Consider the following 24,484-nt stretch of genomic DNA (forward strand, 5'->3'; position numbering starts at 1 on the left):
CGTTAAATGTCCAGAGGCCGATCAAAGTACAAATTTTGACGGCTTTCTTGATGAAAATCTCAGAAAAAAACTACTGTAATTTCATTTAAGAAAAAAAGATTTTCGGTCGCCTTATTTTACTGTCGCAAATAAATTCAAATTCCGTATTAATCCGACATCGATGTACTGATGCCGGTTTGGTCTGGAAATATTAATTAAACAGGTAGCTCTTCGGAGGTTGTAATATGAGTTCCATTTTTTCAAGCTTGACCACCGCGCAAATCGCTGCGCTCACAACAGCTCAGATTGCAGGTGCGTCCACAGATGATATCGTGGCCTTGTCCAGCGACCAGATCATCGCTCTGACTACTGCACAGGTAGGCGCATTCAAAACGAGCCAGATCGTTGCCTTTACTACCGACCAGATTCCAGCCTTCGAAACACGCGACCTCGCATCATTCTCTACCTCTGCCATTTCGGCACTGACTTCCGACCAGATTTCCAAAGGACTGACAACCGACCAGGTTGTTGGCCTGACCACGGCACAAGTCGCGGCACTGAAAACTGCGCAAATTATTGCACTGACAACAGACCAGATAGCCGCGCTGGAAACTCGCGATGTTGCCGCCCTGGGCACAGTCAACGTTGCTGCGCTGACGACGGACCAGATTTCCAAAGGCCTGAGCACTGCGCAAGTCGCCGCAATGACTACCGCTGAAATCAATGCGCTGACGACAGACCAGATCTCCAAAGGCCTGACAACTGATCAGGTTGTTGCATTGACGACTGCACAAGTAGCCGGCATCAAAACCAGCCAGGTCGTCGCACTGACAACTGACCAGATCGCTGCACTGGAAACGCGTGACCTCGCCGCGTTGACCACGGCCGCAATCAACGCACTGACTACTGACCAGATTTCCAAAGGCCTGACGACAGACCAGGTCGTCGCATTGACGACAGGCCAGGTCGGCGCACTGAAAACAGCACAGGTTGCCGCCTTGACGACTGACCAGGTGCACGCGCTGGAAACGCGCGACGTTGCCGCTCTGGGCACAGTCAACGTTGCCGCGCTGACGACAGACCAGATTTCCCAGGGCCTGAGCGCTGCGCAAATCGCCGCGATGACGACGGGTGAAATCAATGCACTGACTACAGACCAGATCTCCAAAGGCCTGACCACCGACCAGATCGTTGCGTTGACGACTGCACAAGTAGCCGGCATCAAAACCAGCCAGGTCGTTGCCCTGACAACGGATCAAGTTGCTGCACTCGAAACACGCGATCTGGCTTCCCTGAGCACTGCTGCCATCGCCGCATTGACCACAGACCAGGTTTCCAAAGGCCTGACAACCGACCAGGTTGTTGCCTTGACGACCGGCCAGGTCGGCGCACTGAAAACAGCGCAGGTTGCTGCATTGAGCACCGACCAGGTACATGCGCTGGAAACACGTGACGTCGCTGCCCTGGGCTCCGCCAACGTTGCTGCTCTGACGACCGACCAGATTTCCGCCGGTCTGACCACAGCGCAAGTTGCCGCGTTCACAACTGCTGAAGTTGCTGCGCTGAGCACAGACCAGATATCCAAAGGTTTGACGACAGACCAGGTCGTTGCCTTGAGTAGCGCCCAGGTCGCTGCACTGAAAACCGCGCAAGTTGTTTCGCTGACGACCGACCAGGTTGCCGCACTGGAAACACGCGATGTTGCCGCGCTAAGCACTGCCGCCGTTGCTGCCCTGACCACCGACCAGATCTCCAAAGGTCTGAGCGCTGCACAGGTTGCTGCCATGACAACCGGCCAGATCAATGCAATGACGACAGACCAGATTTCCAAAGGTCTGACCACGGACCAGATCGTTGCCCTGACAACTGCACAGGTAGCCGGCCTGAAAACAACTCAGGTAGTTGCACTGTCTACCGACCAAATCGCTGCGCTGGAAACTCGCGATATCGCTGCACTGAGTTCTGCCTCAATTGCAGCACTGACCACTGACCAGATCTCCAAAGGCCTGACGACAGACCAAGTTGTTGCCTTGTCTACAGCCCAGGTCAGCGCACTGAAAACCTTGCAAATCGCTGCCTTGTCCACTGACCAAATCCATGCGCTGGAAACACGTGATGTGGCTGCTTTGGGTACTGCAAACATCGCCGCGCTGACCACAGACCAGATCTCTCAAGGCCTGAGCGCCGCGCAAGTCGCCGCACTGACGAGCGCGGAAATCGCAGCGCTGACCACAGACCAGATCTCCAAAGGCCTGACCACTGACCAGATCGTTGCCCTGACAACAGCACAAGTTGGCGCACTGAAAACTGCACAGGTTGTTGCCTTGTCCACTGACCAGATCGCTGCAATTGAAACACGCGACCTGGCCGTACTGAGCACAGCCGCCATCGCTGCGTTGACGACAGACCAGATCTCCAAAGGCCTGACGACCGACCAGGTTGTCGCCCTGTCCACTGCACAAGTCGGCGCGCTGAAAACCGCGCAGATTGCCGCGTTGAGCACAGACCAGGTTCATGCTTTGGAAACACGCGATGTCGCCGCTCTGGGTTCCGCCAACGTTGCGGCGCTGTCCACTGACCAGATTTCACAAGGTTTGACAGCAGCGCAAGTCGCAGCCTTCACGACAGCTGAAGTGGCTGCCCTGACGACTGACCAGATTTCCAAAGGCCTGACGACAGATCAAGTCGTTGCACTGAGCACAGCACAAGTGGCCGCATTGAAAACAGCCCAGGTAGTTGCATTGTCGACAGACCAGGTTGCCGCGCTGGAAACTCGCGACGTTGCCGCACTGAGCACTGCCGCTGTCGCTGCCCTGACCACAGACCAGATCTCCAAAGGTCTGAGCACTGCGCAAGTGGCTGCGATGACAAGCGCGCAAATCGGCGCCCTGACGACAGACCAGATCTCCAAAGGCCTGACAACTGACCAGGTTGTTGCTCTGACAACAGCACAAGTCGGCGCACTGAAAACAGCCCAGGTTGTTGCCCTGTCGACCGACCAGATCGCAGCGCTTGAAACCCGCGACCTGGCCGTACTGAGCACAGCTGCCATCGCCGCGTTGACCACAGACCAGATCTCCAAAGGTTTGACCACTGATCAAGTCGTTGCACTGAGCACAGCACAAGTCGGCGCGTTGAAAACAGCACAGGTTGCTGCCTTGACGACTGACCAGGTGCACGCTCTGGAAACACGCGACGTTGCCGCTCTGGGCACCGCTAACGTTGCCGCGCTGACGACAGACCAGATTTCCCAAGGCCTGAGCGCTGCGCAAATCGCCGCGATGACGACGGGTGAAATCAACGCACTGACCACAGACCAGATATCCAAAGGCCTGACCACCGACCAGATCGTTGCGTTGACGACTGCACAAGTAGCCGGCATCAAAACCAGCCAGGTCGTTGCACTGACAACGGATCAAGTCGCTGCACTCGAAACACGCGATCTGGCTTCCCTGAGCACTGCTGCCATCGCCGCGTTGACCACAGACCAGGTTTCCAAAGGCCTGACAACCGATCAGGTTGTTGCCTTGACGACCGGCCAGGTCGGCGCGCTGAAAACAGCGCAAGTTGCTGCATTGAGCACCGACCAGGTACATGCGCTGGAAACTCGTGACGTCGCTGCCCTGGGCTCCGCCAACGTTGCTGCTCTGACGACCGACCAGATTTCCGCCGGTCTGACCACAGCGCAAGTTGCCGCGTTCACGACAGCTGAAGTTGCCGCGTTCACGACGGATCAGGTTTCCAAAGGTCTGACTACCGACCAGGTTGTTGCCCTGAGCACGACCCAGGTTGCTGCTCTGAAAACAGCACAGGTTGCCTCGCTGACGACAGATCAGGTCGCCGCACTGGAAACACGCGATGTTGCCGCCTTGAGCACTGCCGCTGTTGCTGCCTTGACCACCGACCAGATCTCCAAAGGTCTGAGCGCTGCACAGGTTGCTGCCATGACCACCGGCCAGATCAACGCCATGACCACGGACCAGATCTCCAAAGGTCTGACCACGGATCAGATCGTTGCTTTGACTACTGCACAGGTAGCAGGACTGAAAACAACCCAGGTCGTAGCATTGACAACAGACGAAGTGGCCGCACTGGAAACACGTGACCTGGCTGCGATGACGACTGCTGCGATTGCTGCATTGACGACCGACCAGGTATCCAAAGGTCTGACGACCGACCAGGTTGTCGCCCTAACGACAGCACAGGTCGGCGCGCTGAAGACAGCCCAGGTCGCCTCGTTGACGACTGACCAGGTCGCTGCGCTGGAAACACGCGATGTCGCTGCTCTGGGTTCTGCCAACGTTGCCGCATTGACGACAGACCAGATCTCGAAAGGCCTGACAACATCGCAAATCGCCGCGCTGACAACGGCCGAAGTAGGCGCCTTGTCGACTGATCAGATCTCCAAAGCGCTGACCACCGACCAGATTGTTGCCTTGACGACAGCACAGGTTGCTGCGCTGAAAACAGCCCAGGTTGTTGCTCTGACCACGGATCAGGTCGCTGCACTGGAAACACGCGATGTGGCTGCGCTGAGCACGGTTGCCGTGGCTGCGTTGACGACTGACCAGATTTCCAAAGGCTTCACTACGGCCCAAATCGCTGCGTTGACGACTGCTGAAATCGGCGCACTGACGACCGACCAGGTGTCCAAAGCGCTGTCAACCGACCAGATCGTCGCATTGACGACTGCGCAAGTTGCCGCGATGAGGACTGCACAGGTTGCTGCCTTGACGACAGATCAGCTGCAAGCGATGGAAACCAATGACATCAAGGCATTGACAACCAGCGCCATCAACCACATGACGACATCGCAAGTCAGCCACCTGACAACCGACCAGATCGTTGCATTGACGACTGCACAGGTTGAAGCCCTGACATCGACTCAGACCATGGCGCTGACAAGTGACCAGATCCCGGCATTCACGACAGCCCAGATCTCTCACCTGAAAGTGACATCGCCTATCATCCTGGACCTGAACGGCGACGGCATCAAAACGCAAAGTATCGCGTCCGGTGTGGAGTTTGACCTGTTTGCAAGCGGTAACAAGGTCAACACCGGCTGGGTATCTTCCAGCGACGGCCTGCTGGTACTGGATCGCAACAACGACGGCGTCATCAACGACGGTTCGGAATTGTTTGGTAATGCAACCAACACCGCTTCCGGCGGCAAGGCGGCAGACGGTTATGCAGCACTGAGCGAACTGGACAGCAACCACGACAACGTGATTTCCAGCAAGGATGCCGCATTCGGCGAACTGAAGGTATGGGTAGACAAGAATTCGGATGGCGTCAGCGAAGCCGGGGAACTTTCCTCCCTGTCCGACCTGGGCATCACCAAGCTGAATCTTGACGCATCCAAAACCTCGGTCAAGGATAACGGCAACTGGCTGGGTCTGGTATCGAGCTACGAAACAGCCGACGGCAAAACGCATGCAATGGGCGACGTCTGGTTTGTTGCAGACAAGAACCAGAAACCTGCGGACTTGAAGTCCAACGTCAGCAGCCTGTCGCAAGCCATCGGCTCCTTCGATGACTCCGCAGCATCGGGTAACTTGCCAGGCGTTGGTTCCCTGGGCAGCGGCAGCACAGGAAGCAATGCTTCCACAGCAGCCAACGTCGCTACGATCGTCGATGTGATGAAAAACTTCGATGCCAATGGCAACCAGGTGAATGCATCCGGCACGCCAGCACTGTTGGCAGGCGGGACAGGCGCAGCGCAAGGTATCTTGAATACGGCTAACCACGGCATCCTGGTGCCAAGCCACGTCAAGTAATCCGGCACTACAGATAGAGGCGGCAAGACTGAAAAGTCTTGCCGCTTTTTTTATGCCCCTTTTTGCCGCAGACGGGTAAATAAATCGCACAAAGCGATATTTCTGCTTGCGTTTCGGCTTTCCATTTTGCAAAATCACAGCACGCCCGAACCGACTGGCGACGCTGGAGCAATGCCGCCAGTAAACCGGTAAAACAGCCAGAAAAATAGAAAATGTCCAATCCCGAACAAACTGCGTACGACGAAATGATGGAGCTGGCCCTGCAAGGCAAGCTTGATCTCATCAAAATCATTCCGGTGGCCGAACAGCTGATCCAGCAAAAACAGCAGGTCAAGGCAATAGACCTGTATCGCGCGTGGCTGAAACATCCGGACCGTGCGCTGGAGCACGCGGCTTATTTCAACCTGGGCGTGTTGCTCGGCGAAGTAGGCAGCTCTTCCGAAGCAGTTGCCGCATTCCGCCAGGCAGCGCATTTGAAACCCGATTTTTTCCAGGCGCAATACAACATCGGCGTACATCTGGAACGCCAGGGGCATTTCCAGGAAACCATCAAGCAATGGCGCGCATCGCTGGAGCAGCCAGCATTGAAAGAAGCGCAGAACAACCAGATCCACATCATGCTGCTCAATGGTCTGGGCAGGCTGCTGGACAAGTTCAAGGAATACGACGAAGGTGAAGATGTGCTGAGGCGCAGCCTGGAACTGAACCAGGAACAACCCGCCGCGCTATACCACTGGATACACCTGCGGCAAAAGCAATGCAAGTGGCCGAGCCTGCGCCGTCTGCCGGGTATTTCCGTTGAGGAGATGTCGCAGGCCGCATCGCCACTGGCCTTGCTGGGCCTGACTGACGATCCTGCGCGCCTGCTGGATACCGCACGCGGCTATGTCGCCAAAAACGTCATCAACGTGCCGCGCATGGCGCCTTTCGGCCAGCTGTATCCGCACCACCCAAAATTGCGTATAGGTTTCCTGTCGGGCGACTTTTGCCTGCACGCGCTGTCCCTGCTCACCGTCAGGTTCTTTGAACTGCTGGACAGGAACAAGTACGAAGTGGTCGGCTTCGGCTGGAGCAACCGCGACGGCACACCTTTCCAGCAAAGGATTTTTTCTGCGTTTGACCGCTACTACGACATCGCTGCCGTCAGCGACGAAAATGCCGCCCAGCTGATCCGCAACCAGGAAATCGATATCCTGTTCGACCTGCAGGGGCTGACTGCCGGCACCAGGCCGAATATCGTGGCCCGCGGCGCGGCGCCCGTGCAGATTGCCTACCTCGGCTATCCGGGCACCTCTGCCCTCCCCTATGTGGATTACGTGATTGCCGACGATTTCATCTATCCTCCCGAACTGGCGCAGCACTTCACCGAAAAACCTCTGTACATGCCGGATTGCTACCAGGTCAGCGACGACCAGCGTGAATATTCGAGTGAGAAACGCAAGGCACACTATGGCCTGCCGGAAGATAAATTCGTCTTCTGCGCCTTTAACAATAACTACAAGATTATTCCGGAGATATTCGAATCCTGGATGCGTATTCTGCGCCAGGTGCCCGACAGTGTGCTGTGGCTGCTGAAAGACAACCAGTGGTCGGAACAGAATATGCGCAATGCGGCACAGGCGCATGGCATCGATCCGGATCGCCTGTATTTCGCCGGCCGCGTGGCTCCGACCGACTACCTGTCGCGCTTCTGTTCCGCCGACCTGTTCCTCGACACCTTTCCGTACAATGCCGGTACTACAGCCAACGATGCCTTATGGGTGGGCTTACCCCTGGTCACACTGTCAGGACGCAGTTATACCTCGCGCATGGCCGGCAGCATCCTGCGCTCGGTAGGCCTGCCGGACCTGATCGCCCATACGTCCGCAGAATATGAAGCGAAAGCGGTTGCCTTTGCGAACAGCGCGGCACAGCAATTGAAGAGCGCCGAAATCCTGAAAGCGGCAAAACAGAACAGCGCCGCATTCAGCACGCCCAAGTTCGTCGCCGACTTTGATACCGTCATCGCCAAGTTTGTCGCCGAATTAAAACAGCCGGCCTGAACCCTGGCCGGCAACCTGTCATCACCAGATCATATCCATGCGCCAAGTCAAGCTTTACCAGATCGCCTATAACGAACAGATCCTCGCCAACATGGAGGCCGGTTATGGCGTGCTGAACATCACCGATAATCCACGCGCCGACTGGCGCGAATACTATCCAATCAGGAACTTCCTGCTGAGCGAAGCACTGGATGAAGAATGCTATTACGGCTTCTTCTCACCCAAGTTCCGCGCAAAAACCGGGCTCAGCCACGCGCAGACGGTCAGCTTCATCCAGTCGGCGCCAGCCGGCACCGACGTCATTACTTTCAGCCCCCAGCCAGATATGGGCGCCTTTTTTCTGAATGTATTTGAGCAGAATGAGCTATTCGACCCCGGCTTCACCAAGGCCGGCGAAGTCTTCCTGGCAGCCATCGGCAAACCCCACAGGCTGGCTGGCAGCATCATGGATTCCCGGCATATCGTCTTCAGCAATTTTTTCGTCGCCCGCCCGGCGTTCTGGCGCGACTGGCTATCGATCAACGAACCGATGTTCCAGATCTGCGAAGGGCCGGACAGCGAGTTGAAGCAGCTGCTTTGCCACAAAACTAACTACGAAGATATAGAACGCAAGGTATTCCTGATGGAACGCATTGCCTCGCTGCTACTGAAGAGCAACAGCAACTGGAAGGTATGGGCCTACAGCACCTTCGCCTGCGCCTGGTCTTCCACGCGCCTGAACCAGTTCGAGCATGAAGCGGTGGTAAGCGATGCCTTGAAAATGGCTATCAATGACAACCCCAATGTCGAGCACTATCTGACCGCGTTTAATAAGGTGCGTGATGTACTGCGATAAATATACGTATCTAGAAATAAAAAAAACCTAAGTGATTACAAAGACTTAGGTTTTAAATTTTCCGTAAATCATTAACCACCAACCGCTACGGCTATTGCGAAATTATAGATTTTGACTTGCGAGATGCCACACCAACGCCTAGCAAACCTAGCCCAAAAAGAGCGGCGGTTGCAGGCTCGGGCACAGTATTTTGGGGCACAGTATCTAAAACTATATTATCCACTTGGGCCCGTTTTGCAATCGTAGTCAAAGGAGTCCACGATACTGCGGACAAGTTTGTCAGATTAAAAACGAAAGTTTGAAGGCCTATATTGTTGTCCAATGCCACAGTTGATTGACTAGTCGATCCATCACCAAATAAAAAATTAAAGATAACGTTTCCGGTTGCATTTGAATTGGTTCCATCAGTTATATCGATGGAACCAAACGAGAAGTTGCTTCCATCGGACTTACTGAGTACAAGTGTTGCCCCAGCATAGTTGTTGGTCAGCGTATTTCCAGCATGGTCTGCGTTGTAGCCTGCTGCGATATTGCCCCAGAAAACAAGTGTTTGGTCCTTATTTGCGCCATTGTCAGTGGCAGAAATTTGAAATCCATCTTCTTGATACGAACCACTGGCGTGATAAGTTTTATTTACATTAAAGTCGATAACAGTTGCCTGACTACTTCCGGCAACAGCGAATGCACCAACGAGAAAAAGTCGCGATAGATTTTGTAACATAGGAGGCCTTAGGAATAAGTTAATTTGATACAACATTTTCATTTATTCTGACAATCTTAAATTTATTGCCTGTAAACAATATTTTATTTTCCCAAAGGCAATACTTTAAAAAGACCGACTATTCCTTGCCTATTTACCCATTACATTTATCTCAGATCTTTAACAAACATTGCCTCATTGAAATTTTGTTGATTGATTATCAAATAATTTAAGATTTTTTGGCACAACGTTGCTTGCCCAAAAAAACAAAAACATCATTTTTGATGGATATAAATAAATACTTAAATAATTTTTTATGTTTTTTCTTTCTAAACTGACAAAATAATCTGAAAAAAATATAGTTAAATTCACCCTAAAGTAATTTTTTTTATCGCCGTAGAACGATGTAATCATTCCAAATTGAAGGCCAAAAAAAAATATTTATCTATAGAAACTAGTTAAACATTTTCTGAGACCGTCCGATATCACTTAGCAACGGCGGTCCGATTGTCTTAGCTTCATGAGGCAGACCAAAGTTTAAGGCGTGTTCCGCCAAATTTAATGACTTCGGTAAGGAGAATCACATGGCTTCAGTAATTAATACCAATATCTCGTCCCTCAATGCTCAACGTAACTTGACGACATCCCAAGCGTCGCTGAATACATCGATCCAGCGTCTGTCTTCCGGTCTGCGTATTAACAGTGCGAAAGACGATGCTGCAGGCTTGGCGATCGCCGACCGCTTTACAGCACAGATCAACGGCCTGTCCCAGGCTAGCCGCAATGCAAACGACGGTATCTCGCTGATGCAAACCGCCGAGGGCGCGTTGGCAACAACAGGCGACAACTTGCAGCGTATCCGTGAACTGGCCGTGCAATCCGCCAACGGCTCCAACACTGCAACTGACCGCGCTGCGATCCAGAAAGAGGTTGGCCAGCTGATCTCCGAAATGGACCGTACTGCACAGACAACACAGTTTAACGGCTTGAACCTGCTGGACGGCAGCTTCGGCACCACATCCTTTCAGGTTGGCGCCAATGCAGGTCAGACTATCACTGCTACTACGGCCAACTTCCGTACTAACAGCTATGGTAACAACGAGTATTCCACCGACGGCGTGGCTGCTAGCGCAACCGCAGCATTTGCTCCGGGTAGCTTCGATATTCAAGGCCTTGCGACAAAAACAATCGCTGTTTCTGCGACAGATACAGCAAAATCCGTTGCAACCTCCATCAACAGCGTCTCCGACAGTACTGGTGTAAGCGCAACAGCACAAACCGACACACAAGTAACATTTACTGCAGCGCAATCTTATTCTCTGGCGATTACTTCAGACAATACAACTGCAGCCAACGTTACTTTCACCGTTGGCGCAAATGCCGATGCAAGTGGTCTGGCAACAGCAGTTTCTGCAATCAATGATGCGTCCTCCAAAACTGGCGTGACTGCAAAATTGAATGCGGCAAACAATGCGCTGATCCTGACTAACTCAAGCGGTAACAATATTTCACTGACTAATAACAGTACTGCTGCAACAGCCGTATTCGACAACCAGAATCTGGATGCGAGCGGCAATGCGCAAGGTGCTGCTGACGCTGCGGTAGCAAATGGCGGCACCACTTCTGTATCGCTGGGTCACGTCGTAATGAATTCGGACAAAGGCTTTACAATCGGCAATATCACCGGTGCCACCGACTTCACTGCTGCTTCTGCAACATTGAATACTGTATCGAACATCGACGTTACCTCCGCCAAAGGCGCTACCGATGCACTGAAAGTCATCGATTCCGCGCTGGCAGCAGTTGATGGTCAACGTGCGACATTCGGTGCGTTGCAATCACGTTTCGGTAGCGCTGTTACCAACCTGCAAACTACTTCTGAAAACTTGTCTGCTTCCCGCAGCCGTATTCAGGATACAGATTTTGCAGCGGAAACAGCCAACCTGACACGTGGTCAGATCTTGCAACAAGCTGGTACAGCCATGTTGGCGCAGGCAAACTCGCTGCCTAACGGTGTATTGGCGCTGTTGCGTTAATAAGAGTATTATCTGGAAAATAAGTCCCGGCAGAAATTATTTCTGCCGGGCTTATTGCCATAGAAGGAGAAATCATGGATATATCATCTACTGGTGGAGCAGGCTCCGTCGCGGCACGCGTCGCCAACCTCGGTCTTTACGGTGCGGACAGTTCTGCGCCGGCTGTATCAGTCAAGGCAGCAGCAGAGCCGGCGGTAGCGGACACCAATATCCAGCAACCCTCCCCTGTCCCTTCCACGGCGCAAGTCAACGAAGCGGTCAAGAGCATCAATACGATGCTGCAGTCGTCTTTCTCGCAGGACCTCGAATTTTCATTTGACTCGGATGCCGATCGGGCTATAGTCAAGGTAGTCGACCAAAAAACCGGGGATGTCATACGCCAGATGCCGAGCAAAGAGGCATTGGAAATATCCAAGGCGCTGGACAAATTGCAGGGTCTTTTAATCAAGCAAAAAGCTTGATTCCTTTCATTTATTGAATCTACAAATAGCAGGTAATTCTCCCCTCTTAAGGTCGCTTTGGAATAGCCCGCTATCAGATACAGTACAGTTTTAGTCGGAGGCTTTCGTGAGCGTTACCGCAACCACAGGTGCTATTGATGTCAACAGCATCGTCAGTCAGTTGATGACTGTCGAGGCGCAGCCATTGCAATTGCTGCAAATCAAAGAAGCATCCTATACAGCCAAATTAACTGCGTACGGCAGCTTGAGCGGCGCCTTGAGCGCCTTCCAGAGCACGCTGACCAGCTTGGGCGATTCTTCCAAGTTCAATACCCTGTCCGCGACGGCCTCAGACTCAACGGTTCTGTCGGCGTCCGCAGGTGCAGGTGCAAGCGCGGGCAATTACAATATCAGCATCTCGCAGCTGGCGCAGGCGCAGAGCCTGGCTGCTGCAGGGCGGGCAAGCACGACCGCGACCATAGGGTCAGGCGCCGCGACCACCGTTACCTTTGAGTTCGGCAGCATCACCGGCGGCACGCTAGGCACGGACGGCACATATAGCGGCGCCAGCTTTACCGAAGACGGCACCAAGGGTGCCGGCACGATTACCATCGACAGTTCAAACAATTCGCTGCAAGGCATCAAGGACGCCATCAACAAGGCCGGCCTGGGCGTCACCGCCTCCATTGTTTCCGACGGCTCGACCTCTCCGAATCGCCTGGTGCTGACGTCTACCACCACTGGCCAGACTTCCAGCATGAAGATTCAGGTGTCAGGCGACGCCGACATCCAGAACTTGCTGGCTTATGACCCTACCGGCACACAAAACCTGTCGCAAAAAATAGTGGGGCAGGATGCCAAGGCCAACCTCAGCGGCATCGATGTTACCAGCCCGACCAATGACATAACCGGCATTCCGGGTGTGACGGTAACTGCGACAAAAATAGGCACCAGTTCGCTGAATTTGTCGGCCGATACCAGCAGCGTGACTACTAGCGTCAACGCCTTTGTGAAGGCATACAATGACCTGAACACCACGATCACCGGCCTGATGCAGCCCGGCACGCAAAGCGGCGGCCTGGGTACCGCGCCGACCGGTGGCGGCCCTCTGGTCGGTGATGCCACCACCAGGAATATCCAGAACTCCATCCGAAAAATATTTACGACGAATGTTCCGGGCCTGAACGGCAGCCTGACCAATATGAGCCAGATTGGGATCACTTTCCAGGATGATGGCACACTGGCACTGGATTCAAGCAAACTTGCTACTGCACTGAAAAACACACCGGGCGACGTTCAAAAATTGCTGGCCAGCTCCGGCAGCACCACCGACAGCCTGGTAAAATTCGTCAGTGCGGGCAATACCTCGCCTGTCGGCAGCAATGCCATCAACATCACCGCGCTGGCGACCCAGGGCTCTGTCGTGGGCAGCACCGCCGCCGGATTGAGTATCAACAGCGGCAACAATACGCTGAACCTGACCATCAACGGCACCACGGCATCCATTAATCTGACGCCGTCCGGCACGCCGTATACGGCCAGCAGCCTGGCGACACAACTGCAATCACTGATCAACGGCAACAGCACCTTCTCCGGCGCCGGTATCAATGTGTCGGTATCGCAAAACAATGGCGTATTTACCATTACGTCCAATAAATACGGATCGGCTTCCAAGGTCAGCGTCTCCGGTTCCGCTGCTACCAACCTGTTTGGAACGACAACAGAAACCGCCGGCACCGATGTGCAGGGAACGATAGGCGGCGCGCCCGCCGCCGGCAGCGGCACCACGCTGACCGGTGCGGACGGCGGACCTGCGGCCGGCATCAAGGTGGATATCACCGGCGGCGTGATCGGTGACCGCGGCACAGTGAATTACTCTTCCGGCTATGCGTCGATGTTCAGTTCGCTGATGGACACTTATATCGGCACCAATGGGGCGATCAAATCGGCCAACGATTCCATCAATGCGTCGATCAAGTCCATCAACAAAGCCAGCGACGATCTGAATACGCAACTGGCGGCAACCCAGAAACGCCTGACGGCGCAATATACGGCGCTGAACGTGTCACTGAGCAGCATGCAGACAACGTCCAACTTTTTAACGCAGCAACTGGCCAAGATCGCTGCAAACTAGGCTGCGCGTAAGTTATCAGGGTATACAAGGAGATTTAGATGTTTGGTTCGGTACGTAATGGTGCGAACGCTTATGCAAAAGTGGGAATGGAGACCGGCGTTGCTTCTGCCAGTCCGCACAAGCTGATAGTCATGCTGTTTGAAGGTGCGCTGGTCGCGATCAAGACAGCAATGCAGAATATGGCGGACGGCAATATTCCGGAAAAAGGCATGGCCATTTCCAAGGCCATCCTGATCATTGACGGCGGCCTGCGTGCCAGCCTGGACAAGAAGGCCGGCGGCAATATCGCCGAAAGCCTGGACGCGCTCTATGAATACATGAGCCAGCGCCTGCTTGAAGCCAATCTGAAAAACAACGTCAAGATGCTGGAAGAGGTGCACACCCTTTTGCTGGACTTGAAAACCGCGTGGGATGCGATAGGCTCCGGCCCGGCCGGAAACAGCGAGGCGAATACTCCGGCGGCAACCGATGCGCCTGCTGCGCCGAAACTATCGGCTTACGATGCACTTGCCCCTAATAAAAATTCTTTTGTGAGTGTTTGACAATGATGAATAGCGAACAAATCATTTCCGTGTACGAAGTCGTCTCCATGATCACCGACCAGATGCTGGTCGCAGCAAAATCGCAGGACTGGGAAAGATTCAGCAATCTTGAAATTAACTGCGCTGAGCACATCCAGACACTGAAGCAGAAAGATACGCAGGAAGCGCTGCCGCCGCAGAGCAAGGAAAAAAAGATCAAGCTCATCCAGAAAATACTGGCTGACGACAGGGAAATCCGCACTATAACAGAACCCTGGATGGAGCAGCTGAGCGCCATGATGCACACCAACGGAACCGCGCGCAAACTCGCGAATGCCTACGGTAGCAACCGTATCGGCTAGCCGGCATGCTGCCCCGGGTTGACACGTCTGTCAGACCTCTGGCCTCGGTTGAGGCTCCGAACGCGGCAGCACAAGTAGGGGAAACGCGGCAGGATGTCGTTTCCCGGCTTTCCCAGCTAGTGGTGGGAAAGCAGATACAGGGCGATATTATCTCCCGCCTCAATGACGGCACCTTTGTCGTACGCCTCAACGGAGCCACCGCGCGCATGGCGCTGCCTGGTGACAGCAAACCCGGCACCTCCGTGCCGCTGACGCTAATTACCACCAATCCCCGCCCTACTTTCTTGCTGGATTCCGGCGACGGTGCCGGCACCACCGTCGCACTAACACGCCAGGAAGTGCCGGAGGCTGCACTGCATGCCTCCGATTCCGACAACGCCGCAAACCCTCTGCCGGGAGCCAAGCAAAACGCGGTAGGCGGCTATCTGCTGGAAACGGCGCAGGGACGCACAGAGGCAGTCAAATCCAACCAGCTTGTAGAGTCAAAGGCGGAGGCCGGCCAGAATTCCACGGACGGGCACGGCACCAGTACTCCCACCAGCCTGAGCACAGCCGGCAAACTGATAGACCAGATTCTGCATGCGGCACAGCAGCAGAACGTGCCGAATTCTCTGGTGGGCAAAACACCATTGGCCGCGACAGCCGAGGCCATGGCGCAGCCCGACAAAATGGCCGATACGCTGAAACAGACGATTTCTTCCAGCGGCCTGTTCTACGAATCCCACATCGCCGACTGGGCAGAGGGCAAGCGCCCGCTCAGCGACCTGATGCGCGAACCGCAGGCCCAGATCGGCAAATCCTCTGGCAACGATGCCGACCTGAGTTCTGCGGGCCTCACCAAGAATACCGAGATGACGCAAATCGTGAACCAGCAACTGAACACGCTGGAACAGCAGCGCATCGTCTGGCAGGGCAACCTGCTGCCCGGACAGCGCATGGAGTGGGAAGTGAGCCGCAATTATTCCGGCAAAAAAACCGAGCAGGCGGAAGCCGAGCAATCCTGGCAAAGCACTGTCCGGTTTGAATTGCCGCATCTGGGCGCCATCGCCGCCACGATCAACCTGCACGGAGAACACGTGCAGATCTTCGTCCGTACCGATTCTGACTCCTCTGCCGCCGCATTGCAGGAACATGCTGTAACATTAGCGGAAGCGCTGAAACAGGCGGGCGCGCAACTGGACAGCTTTTCGGTGAAGAAGGATGAACAAACCTAAGTCTGAGACAGAGCAAAGGCAGAAAATGCAGAGCGCGGTCGCCCTCGCCTACCAGGGAGGCGCCACCACGCCCAAGGTCGTCGCGAAAGGGCGCGGCCTGATTGCAGAAACCATCATTGCCAAGGCCAGGGAACACGGGGTATTCGTCCATCAGTCCAAGGAACTGGTATCGCTGCTGATGCAGGTAGAGCTGGACAAGGATATTCCGCCGGCACTGTATCGCGCGGTTGCAGAACTGCTCGCTTGGCTATACCATATTGAGAGAGAGAAATCTGGCATTTCCGGCAATCCGGGGCCCTAACCTCTTCTTCTTATTCCATTTTCAGGTCACGACAAACGTATATGCAATCTGCTCCTCCAGTGCTGGGTACCGAGAACCAAAGTGCATTCCAGGTCGATTCCCGGCGTGAAATCATATCGCTATTGCGCGGCCTGAAAGAAGCCAACCAGCTGATCAGCATGATGATCAACGGCGGCTCGGAAGTGTTCATCACGTCCATCCTGGATCTGGACGACGGAAACAACACCGTCGTCATCGATAGCGCCCCCGGCCAGTTGGCCAATCAGCGTATCGTCGAAGCGCCGCGGGTATCATTTGAAGGCTTGCTGGACAGGATCAGCATCCAGTTTTCCTCCACCGGCGTGCAGCGCACCGATTTTGAAAACCGTCCAGCGCTGCAGTTTGGCATACCGACCAGCCTGATCCGCCTGCAAAGGCGTGAATACTATCGCATCAACACGCCGCTTTCCAATCCGATACGCTGCCAGATGACGATAGAGGATGAGCATCATACCGAGGTGGTGAAACTGTCGCTGGTGGATATCAGCTGCGGCGGCGTGGCGATTCTGGATGACCGCAAGATAGTCGACTGCGCAATAGGCACCGAATACAAGAGCTGCAAGATCGATTTACCCACCATCGGCCTGATCGATGTAACCTTGCAGGTGAGGAACTCCCAGGACCTGATTCTACTGAACGGCAAGACGAACCGCAGGCTGGGCTGCCAGTTCACCGATCTGTCCAACTCCATGCTGGCGAGCATACAGCGCTATATCATGAAGCTGGAACGCGAGCGTAATGCGAAGATGACCGGCATACGCTAAGGCCGGCTTGCGAACTCATATCTGCATATTCATGATGTCGTGATAAGCAGACACCAGCTTGTTACGTACCTGTACCGTGGTCTGGAATGCAATGCTGGCCTTTTGCATGGAAATCATCACGTCCGACAGGCTGACCTTGTCGTCGCCCATTGTAAATTTTTGCCCTATCTTGCTGGCCTCGGCATCCATGCCGTTGACCTGGTCCAGCGAAGCTTTCAGCGCATCGGCAAAATCCAGCTTTGCCGGGGCGTCGGTGGCGGGCGAGACCGGATTCTGAATTCCGCCCTCCATTTTTGCCGACGCAGCCCTTAGCTGGGCCACCATGGCGTCTATCCTGCTCGTATCAATTCCACCCATTTTCTTACCTCTTGATCATCTTTTACGGTCTTTACTGCTTGCCGGACGGGCAAACAGGCAACACATCCGACCGGTTTACTCCACGCCATCACATTAGCACCGGCTCCCGCGGGGCTAGCCCCGATAAGAAGGGCAAAAACGAGTTTGCTCTCGCAATTGATTTTTCCAAATAAACTTCACAATTCGTATCAAGGAAAAAACCCCGGACTGGACACACAAATGCAGCACACTCTCCCTATGAAGCACGAGGCAAATCATGGCAATCGCTGAAGAAACCGTACTGGAAGATCCGGCCGCGCCGCCGAGGATACTGGGCATTCCGCAAACGCCCGCCGTCAGGACAGCGCTGATGTCGCTGGGCGCTGCCCTCGTCGTGGCCGCCATGGTGGGAGTATGGCTATGGGGACAGCAACCGGATTACAAAGTGCTGTTTTCCAACTTCAATGACCGTGATGGCGGCGCCATTGTTGCGCAATTGCAAACGATGAATGTGCCATACAAGTATTCGGAAAGCGGCACGGCAATTCTGGTGCCGGCCAACCAGGTGCATGACGCCAGGCTGAAACTGGCGGCAATAGGCTTGCCCAAGGGCGGCAATGTCGGCTTTGAGTTGATGGAAAACCAGAAACTGGGTATTTCCCAGTTTCTTGAGCAGGTCAATTTCCAGCGCGCACTGGAAGGCGAACTGGCGCGGTCGATAGAATCCGTGTCCTCCGTGCAGTCTGCCCGCGTGCATCTCGCGATTCCAAAATCTTCGGTATTCATCCGCGACCAGCAAAAGCCGACTGCTTCCGTATTGCTGAACATGTTCCCCGGCAGGATCATGGACCAGCAGCAGGTTTCCGCCATCGTGCACCTGGTGGCCAGCAGCGTGCCGGAACTGACGCCGAAGAACGTCACCATCGTCGACCAGAATGGCAACCTGCTGTCCGATCCAGCCAAGCAGAACGGCCCCAACATCCTGGACCCGTCCCAGCTGAAATATGTGCAGGATATACAGCAGAACATCATCAAGCGCGTGGAATCCATCGTCGCGCCCATCGTCGGCCCGAACAATGTGCACGCGGAGGCAACTGCCGATGTCGATTTTTCGCGCAGCGAGCAGGCAGCGGAAAGCTACCGCCCCAATTCTCCGCCCGAACCGCAGGCAATCCGCAGCCAGCAGTCGAGCGAAAGCTTCAACAAGAACCAGAATCCGTCCGGCATCCCCGGTTCCTTGTCCAACCAGCCGCCGGTGCCCGCCATCGCACCGATCACGGCCAGCGGAGCAGCCAGCGCAACCGCCGCCTCCAATACGGCATTGGTGCAAAAAGATTCTACGGTGAATTATGAGGTAGACAAGACCATACGCTATACGCAACAGCCTATGGGCGGCATCAAGCGCCTGACAGTGGGCGTGGTCATCAACTACAAGCGCGACGTCGATAAAAACGGCAAGGTCACCAACATACCTTTAACCGAGCAAGAAAAAACTGAAATCACCGATCTTGTTAAAGAGGCAATGGGATTCAATAAAGATCGCGGCGATACGGTAAATGTTGTCAACAGTCCATTTGCCAGCGCGGAAAAAGATTCTATAGTGGAATTACCATTCTGGAAACAGGTGTGGTTCTGGGACCTGATGAAGGAAGTGGGCAAGTATCTGCTGGTGGCTATTGTCCTGGGGTATTTATTCTTTGCTTACCTGAAGCCATTATTGTATAAACTGTCCGGCAGGGAAGAACGTGACAGGAAGGCCGCCGAAGCAGAAGCGGCGGCCGCGGAAAAAGCCAGACTGGAAGAGGAACAGGCAGAACGGGCCGCTTCCGGCATCATGGGCGAGGAAGACGAAGAAGGCGCAGTCGTCAACCTGACCAGGGACGCCGACGGCAACCTGGTCAAACATATGTCGCCGTATGAGACCGACCTGCAGATGGCGATAGACCTGGCCAAGAATGATCCTAAGATCGTGGCCAATGTGATCAAGAAATGGGTGAGCAATGAGTGACGATGGCGTACAAAAAGCAGCGACCCTGATGCTTGCGCTCGGCGAGGACGGCGCAGCGGAGGTAATGAAATACCTGGGCCCGCGCGAAGTGCAGAAGATCGGTGCAGCCATGGCCGTGATCGGCGCCATCCCGCACGAAAACATCGCCAAGGTGCTGGAAGAGTTCAAGGCCGAAGCCAACCTCAGTTCGTCGGTAGGCCTGGACTCCGACGAATACATCCGCAACGTATTGACCAAGGCCCTGGGCGACGACAAGGCGGCATCGCTGCTGAACCGCATTCTGGGCGGCAAGGACGCCAGCGGCATAGAAAGCCTGAAATGGATGGACTCCCCTTCCGTGGCGGAGCTGATCAAGAATGAACACCCGCAGATTATCGCCACCATCCTGGTCCATCTGGAACGGGATCAGGCGTGTGAAATCCTGAACCAGTTTACCGAGCGCCTGCGCAACGACGTGATATTGCGTATTGCCACGCTGGACGGCATACAGCCGACCGCGCTGCGTGAACTGAATGACGTATTGACCAAGCTGCTGACCGGCAATGAAAGCCTGAAAAAGAAAACCATAGGCGGCGTGCGCGCGGCAGCGGAAATCCTGAACTTCATGAGCGGCGAAAACGAAGCTTCCGTGATGGAAAACCTGCGCAAGTACGATGGCGATATGGCAGAAAAAATCATGGACGAAATGTTCGTCTTCGACAATATTCTGGAAATCGACGACCGCGGCATACAGTTGCTGCTTCGCGAAGTGCAGTCCGATTCGCTGATTGTTGCACTGAAAGGCGCCAACCAGGACATGCGCGACAAGATATTCAAGAACATGTCGCAGCGTGCCGCAGAAATGATGCGCGAAGACCTGGAATCCAAGGGGCCGGTGCGACTGTCCGAAGTGGAAGCGCAGCAAAAGCAGATTCTGCTGATCGTGCGCAGGCTGGCCGACGAAGGACAGATCATGCTGGGAGCAAAAGGCGAAGATGCCTATGTCTGATAGCACCATTCCAAAAGGCCAGATGTCGGCGTTTCAACGCTGGGAGATGGCGTCTTTTGGAGACGAGCGCCCTTCCCAGGTAGCGGAAAGGACGCTGGCGGTCGCCACGGCCGCCAAGACACAGCATGAAGAAATTCACAAGGCTCGCGAGCAGGCGCGCAAGGAAGGCTATGCCGCGGGCTACAAGGAAGCGTATACACAGGGCCTGCAACAGGGCCAGGAAGACGGACACCGGGAAGGCCTCGCTTCCGGCACGGAATTGATCAATGCGGAACTTGAAACCGTGCGCGGCATTGCACACCAGTTCGCGGAACAGGTCGCTTCCGTCAATGCACTGGTGGCGCAGGACGTATTCAAATTGGCCCTGGACCTGTCCGAGGCCATGCTGCGAACCAGCCTGGAACTTGATCCAGAACTGATCCTGCCTGTCGTGCGCGAAGCGGTGGAAAGCCTGCCTTCGGTGCAGCGCCCCGCCCAGCTTATCCTCCATCCCGACGACGCCGACATTATCCGAAACCGCATGGCCGATGAACTGGACAAGGACGGCTGGCGCATCGTGACGGACAGCCACATGGAACGCGGCGGCTGCAAGCTGGAAACAGCGCAGAACCTGGTCGACGCCAGCTTCTCTACCCGCTGGCACCGGCTGAGCGACGCGATGAAAAAACACCTCGCCCCGAAAGCCTGAGCTGCCCATGCTGGCCGACCCAATCCACCCGTGGAAATCATTGCTGAAGCTCGGCATAGAGCAGGTGCCGCATGTGCAGTCGCTGCAGGTGGCGGGCCGTGTCACCAAGGTGACCGGGCTGGTGATGGAGGCTGTAGGACTCAAGCTGCCAGTCGGCAGCGCCTGCTCGGTCCATTTGCAAAGCGGCCTGAAGATCGATGCGGAAGTCGTTGGCTTTGACGGCGACCGCCTGTTCCTGATGCCGCATAGCGACCTGGAGGGCGTCACCCCCGGCACCCCGGTGTTCCCGGCCGAAGTAGTGCAACTGGAAAACCCCAAGCATCCAAAACGCAGGCCGAGCGACCGCACCCGCCATCTACCGGTCGGCTACGAGCTGCTGGGCCGCGTGCTGGACGGTAACGGCCGGCCCCTTGATACGCTGGGGCCGATCACCGCGACTGAATCGGCGCCTCTGGGCGCCCGCGTCTACAATCCACTGGAACGCGCGCCTATCGTTGACACGCTGGATGTGGGCGTGCGCGCCATCAACAGCATGCTGACCGTTGGCCGCGGCCAGCGGCTGGGGCTGTTTGCGGGTTCCGGCGTCGGCAAGAGCGTGCTGCTGGGCATGATGGCGCGGTATACCACGGCGGACGTGATCGTGGTGGGCCTGATTGGCGAACGCGGCCGCGAGGTGAAAGAGTTTATCGAGCAGATTCTCGGCAAGGAAGGCCTGGCGCGGTCGGTGGTGGTAGCCGCCCCGGCCGATGCGCCGCCGCTGATGCGTTTGCAGGGGGCCGCCTACGCCACGACGATTGCGGAATACTTCCGCGACCAGGGCAAGAACGTGCTGTTGATCATGGATTCGCTGACCCGCTATGCGATGGCGCAAAGGGAAATTGCACTCGCCATCGGCGAACCTCCCGCCACCAAAGGTTATCCGCCTTCCGTGTTTGCTAAATTACCTATTCTGGTAGAGCGCGCCGGCAACGGCAAAGAAGGCGGCGGTTCGATCACCGCGTTTTATACCGTGCTGACCGAAGGTGATGATCAGCAGGATCCTATTGCCGATTCTGCCAGGGCGATCCTGGACGGCCATATCGTGCTGAACCGCAATCTGGCCGAGAGCGGGCATTATCCTGCCATCGACATAGAGCAATCCATCAGCCGCGCAATGCACAGCATTACGACGCCCGAGCACCAGCAGTTGTCGCGGCGCCTGAAGCAGTTATATTCTCGCTATGAACGCAGCCGTGACCTGATCAGCGTCGGCGCCTATTCGCCGGGGTCGGATCCCCTGCTCGACGAAGCGATACGCCTACACCCGAACATCGTTTCTTTCCTGCAACAAGACATATTGGAAAAATCGGCCATTCCGGAGAGCTTGGCGGGACTTGCCGCTCTATTCAACGGATGAAAATCGGCACCACTTACTATAATTGACCCATCATGACGCAAAAATCCCCTCTCAATACCCTGATTGAGATAGAAGAAAAGAATACTGATGACGCCGCCAAACGACTTGGCAACGCCATCCGGGCGCATGAGGAAACACAAAAAAAACTGGCTTTGCTGGTGCAGTACCGGGATGACTATGATGCACGCTTCCAGGCCGGCGCTGCCAAAGGCCTGAGCATCACGCAATATCATAATTTCCAGTCTTTTATCAGAAAGCTGGATAGCGCCATTGATGGCCAGAAACAGGTCGTCAAGGATGCAGAAAACCGGATACAGATGGCCCGCAAGCTGTGGCAGGACCATGAAAGAAAAAGGCTGTCTTACGGCACGCTGCAAACCAGGGCTGAAGTCTCTTTACAGAACAAAGAAACAAAACGGGATCAAAAAGCGATGGACGAACATGCATCGCGGTCTTTTTTTTATAAACGCTGAAGAAATGAATTGGTGACACCATGCGCGCTAACCCTCTACTCCCCCAAGCAGACCTGCTGCCTGCCGCCGCCACCTCTAAATCATCCTCCAGCGACGTGACGGGACCATCGTTCAACCAGTTCCTGTCCAATGAAGTGTCAAGCCCGAAAAACAATCCGGCCCCCGCTTCCAACCAGAACAATGTCAACAACAATAGCAGCGCTAACAACAGCGCCAATAACAACAATAATGTTAACAACAATAACGACAACAGCGCAAACAACCAGGTAGACAGCAAGGCGCCGGACAAGCCGGCGCAAGCGACCGGCAGCAAAACCGACAAGCCCAAGGATGCCAAGGACAAGGACGACGATGCCGACAGCACTCAGGCCGCCGGCTCCGGCGACCAGACGCCAGCAGGCCAGATCATTGCACTGGTGGAAAACCTAGGAAAACTGACGGCCGGCAATGCCGCCGCAGCGGGTAAAGGCGATGACAAGAAAGTGGATCTATCTGCAGTCGCCGGCGCAATCAACAGCGCCATGCTGGACAAGTCCAAACAGCTGGATGCCAAGATAGGCCCGGACGTAACTGCAGACGCCGCCGATGCCAAGACACTGAAGGCAAAAACGCCCGACTTCAAGACCGATGCAGACCTGGCCGGCAAGAAACTGGCCAACGCATTGCCCACCGACAAGGGCGATGTGAAAGACAAGGCCGACACCACGAAACCGGTGGATGTCGCCGCAGCAAAAGATGCCAGTGCGAACGCCGCCAAGGATGCGCAACTGCGCGCCCCGGCAGAAGCAGTAGCAGGCGCAGACCAGAAATTGCAGGCCGCACAAGACCTGGCAGCCTCCAAGGCACTGATGCAGGATGGCGCCGCTGCCGTGGCCCCGGTACAGCAAAACTTTGCGCAGCAACTGGCGGCTACCGCCACCCAGGCCAACTCGGCCGCCGATGCCGAACACCTGTCGCCGCGTGTAGGCAGTCCCGGCTGGGACCAGGCCGTGGGCCAAAAAGTCGTATGGATGGTGGCCGGAGGCAAGCAGACAGCCGAATTGACGCTGAATCCGCCCGACCTCGGGCCCATGCAGGTAGTACTGAGCGTCAATAACGACAAGGCCACTGCCACCTTTGTCACGGCGCAGCCGGAAGTCAGGGACGCGCTTGAATCCGCCATGCCCAAGCTGAGGCAAATGATGAGCGATGCTGGCGTGCAATTGTCCGGCTTCTCGGTCAGTACGCAATCCTCCAACCAGGGTGGCCAGTTCTCCGGCAATACCCCTTCCAATTCTCGCCGCTCCAGCCACGGCCTATCGGGACCTGATACAGGCCCGATCTCGTCGGTTTCCGGCACAACCGCAAGCACAACCGTCCGTACCGGCAAACTGGGGATGGTGGACACTTTTGCCTGATGGCTGCGGCCGCCCTTTGTGGCCGCTGTTGCTATTCCCTGCCCTGATTGCGCA

19 protein-coding genes are annotated in these 24,484 nt (G+C 55.4%); 17 read left to right on the plus strand and 2 right to left on the minus strand.

Going from position 1 to position 24,484, the window contains the following annotated elements:
• Positions 1-224 precede the first annotated feature (224 nt).
• The 3 genes from ACO0LO_RS02905 to ACO0LO_RS02915 all read left to right on the plus strand — a co-directional run bounded on the left by ACO0LO_RS02905 (position 225) and on the right by ACO0LO_RS02915 (position 8,633).
• On the plus strand, positions 225-5,756 hold the full coding sequence (locus tag ACO0LO_RS02905; protein ID WP_422962676.1) for a heme utilization protein: 5,532 nt from the start codon (positions 225-227) through the stop codon (positions 5,754-5,756).
• 212 nt (positions 5,757-5,968) lie between these two features.
• A complete protein-coding gene (locus ACO0LO_RS02910; protein ID WP_422962677.1) occupies positions 5,969-7,798 on the plus strand; it encodes an acetylglucosamine transferase in 1,830 nt (609 codons plus the stop codon).
• A gap of 37 nt (positions 7,799-7,835) precedes the next feature.
• Positions 7,836-8,633, plus strand: a complete 798-nt coding sequence (locus tag ACO0LO_RS02915; protein WP_422962678.1) for a hypothetical protein — start codon at positions 7,836-7,838, stop codon at positions 8,631-8,633.
• A 91-nt stretch (positions 8,634-8,724) separates the two neighbouring features.
• On the opposite strand, the gene ACO0LO_RS02920 is transcribed toward ACO0LO_RS02915, so the two are convergent.
• The gene (locus ACO0LO_RS02920) at positions 8,725-9,354 is read right to left on the minus strand and encodes a PEP-CTERM sorting domain-containing protein (RefSeq protein ID WP_422962679.1); all 630 of its coding nucleotides are present in this window, start codon (positions 9,352-9,354) and stop codon (positions 8,725-8,727) included.
• Between the two features lie 563 nt (positions 9,355-9,917).
• On the opposite strand from ACO0LO_RS02920, the gene ACO0LO_RS02925 reads away from it, so the two are divergent.
• The 8 genes from ACO0LO_RS02925 (at position 9,918) to ACO0LO_RS02960 (ending at position 17,144) form a co-directional block, all read left to right on the plus strand.
• On the plus strand, positions 9,918-11,369 hold the full coding sequence (locus ACO0LO_RS02925; RefSeq protein ID WP_422962680.1) for a flagellin: 1,452 nt from the start codon (positions 9,918-9,920) through the stop codon (positions 11,367-11,369).
• Positions 11,370-11,443: 74 nt separating this feature from the next.
• Positions 11,444-11,830 (plus strand): flagellar protein FlaG, encoded by a 387-nt coding sequence (locus ACO0LO_RS02930; protein WP_422962681.1) that lies wholly within the window; start codon positions 11,444-11,446, stop codon positions 11,828-11,830.
• A gap of 106 nt (positions 11,831-11,936) precedes the next feature.
• The gene (gene fliD / locus ACO0LO_RS02935; protein WP_422962682.1) at positions 11,937-13,943 is read left to right on the plus strand and encodes a flagellar filament capping protein FliD; all 2,007 of its coding nucleotides are present in this window, start codon (positions 11,937-11,939) and stop codon (positions 13,941-13,943) included.
• Between the two features lie 38 nt (positions 13,944-13,981).
• On the plus strand, positions 13,982-14,485 hold the full coding sequence (gene fliS, locus ACO0LO_RS02940) for a flagellar export chaperone FliS (RefSeq protein ID WP_422962683.1): 504 nt from the start codon (positions 13,982-13,984) through the stop codon (positions 14,483-14,485).
• 2 nt (positions 14,486-14,487) lie between these two features.
• Positions 14,488-14,826, plus strand: coding sequence for a flagellar protein FliT (locus tag ACO0LO_RS02945; protein ID WP_422962684.1), 339 nt, complete (start codon positions 14,488-14,490; stop codon positions 14,824-14,826).
• A 5-nt stretch (positions 14,827-14,831) separates the two neighbouring features.
• Positions 14,832-16,040: a flagellar hook-length control protein FliK gene (locus tag ACO0LO_RS02950; protein ID WP_422962685.1), complete on the plus strand. Its 1,209-nt coding sequence runs from the start codon at positions 14,832-14,834 to the stop codon at positions 16,038-16,040.
• Positions 16,027-16,341, plus strand: a complete 315-nt coding sequence (locus ACO0LO_RS02955; protein ID WP_422962686.1) for an EscU/YscU/HrcU family type III secretion system export apparatus switch protein — start codon at positions 16,027-16,029, stop codon at positions 16,339-16,341. Before ACO0LO_RS02950 ends, ACO0LO_RS02955 begins: the two co-directional genes overlap by 14 nt.
• 41 nt (positions 16,342-16,382) lie before the next feature.
• On the plus strand, positions 16,383-17,144 hold the full coding sequence (locus tag ACO0LO_RS02960; protein WP_422962687.1) for a flagellar brake protein: 762 nt from the start codon (positions 16,383-16,385) through the stop codon (positions 17,142-17,144).
• A 15-nt stretch (positions 17,145-17,159) separates the two neighbouring features.
• Here the strand turns inward: ACO0LO_RS02960 and fliE are convergent, their stop codons facing one another.
• Positions 17,160-17,501 (minus strand): flagellar hook-basal body complex protein FliE, encoded by a 342-nt coding sequence (fliE, locus tag ACO0LO_RS02965; RefSeq protein WP_422962688.1) that lies wholly within the window; start codon positions 17,499-17,501, stop codon positions 17,160-17,162.
• A gap of 256 nt (positions 17,502-17,757) precedes the next feature.
• Here fliE and fliF point away from each other — a divergent pair, with 256 nt between their 5' ends.
• The 6 genes from fliF to ACO0LO_RS02995 are packed head-to-tail and all read left to right on the plus strand — an operon-like array spanning position 17,758 to position 24,430.
• The gene (gene fliF / locus ACO0LO_RS02970; RefSeq protein WP_422962689.1) at positions 17,758-19,488 is read left to right on the plus strand and encodes a flagellar basal-body MS-ring/collar protein FliF; all 1,731 of its coding nucleotides are present in this window, start codon (positions 17,758-17,760) and stop codon (positions 19,486-19,488) included.
• Positions 19,481-20,476, plus strand: a complete 996-nt coding sequence (gene fliG / locus ACO0LO_RS02975) for a flagellar motor switch protein FliG (protein WP_422962690.1) — start codon at positions 19,481-19,483, stop codon at positions 20,474-20,476. Before fliF ends, fliG begins: the two co-directional genes overlap by 8 nt.
• Complete coding sequence (gene fliH, locus ACO0LO_RS02980) at positions 20,469-21,164, plus strand: flagellar assembly protein FliH (RefSeq protein WP_422962691.1); 696 nt, start codon at positions 20,469-20,471, stop codon at positions 21,162-21,164. Before fliG ends, fliH begins: the two co-directional genes overlap by 8 nt.
• A 7-nt stretch (positions 21,165-21,171) precedes the next feature.
• Positions 21,172-22,560 (plus strand): flagellar protein export ATPase FliI, encoded by a 1,389-nt coding sequence (fliI, locus tag ACO0LO_RS02985; RefSeq protein ID WP_422962692.1) that lies wholly within the window; start codon positions 21,172-21,174, stop codon positions 22,558-22,560.
• A 32-nt stretch (positions 22,561-22,592) separates the two neighbouring features.
• Positions 22,593-23,033, plus strand: coding sequence for a flagellar export protein FliJ (gene fliJ / locus ACO0LO_RS02990; protein ID WP_422962693.1), 441 nt, complete (start codon positions 22,593-22,595; stop codon positions 23,031-23,033).
• 20 nt (positions 23,034-23,053) lie between these two features.
• Positions 23,054-24,430 carry a flagellar hook-length control protein FliK gene (locus ACO0LO_RS02995; RefSeq protein ID WP_422962694.1) on the plus strand — a complete coding sequence of 459 codons (1,377 nt, stop codon included), beginning with the start codon at positions 23,054-23,056 and terminating at the stop codon, positions 24,428-24,430.
• Positions 24,431-24,484 lie beyond the last annotated feature (54 nt).

Source organism: Undibacterium sp. TJN25, from assembly GCF_049339885.1.
Taxonomy (GTDB): domain Bacteria; phylum Pseudomonadota; class Gammaproteobacteria; order Burkholderiales; family Burkholderiaceae_D; genus Undibacterium.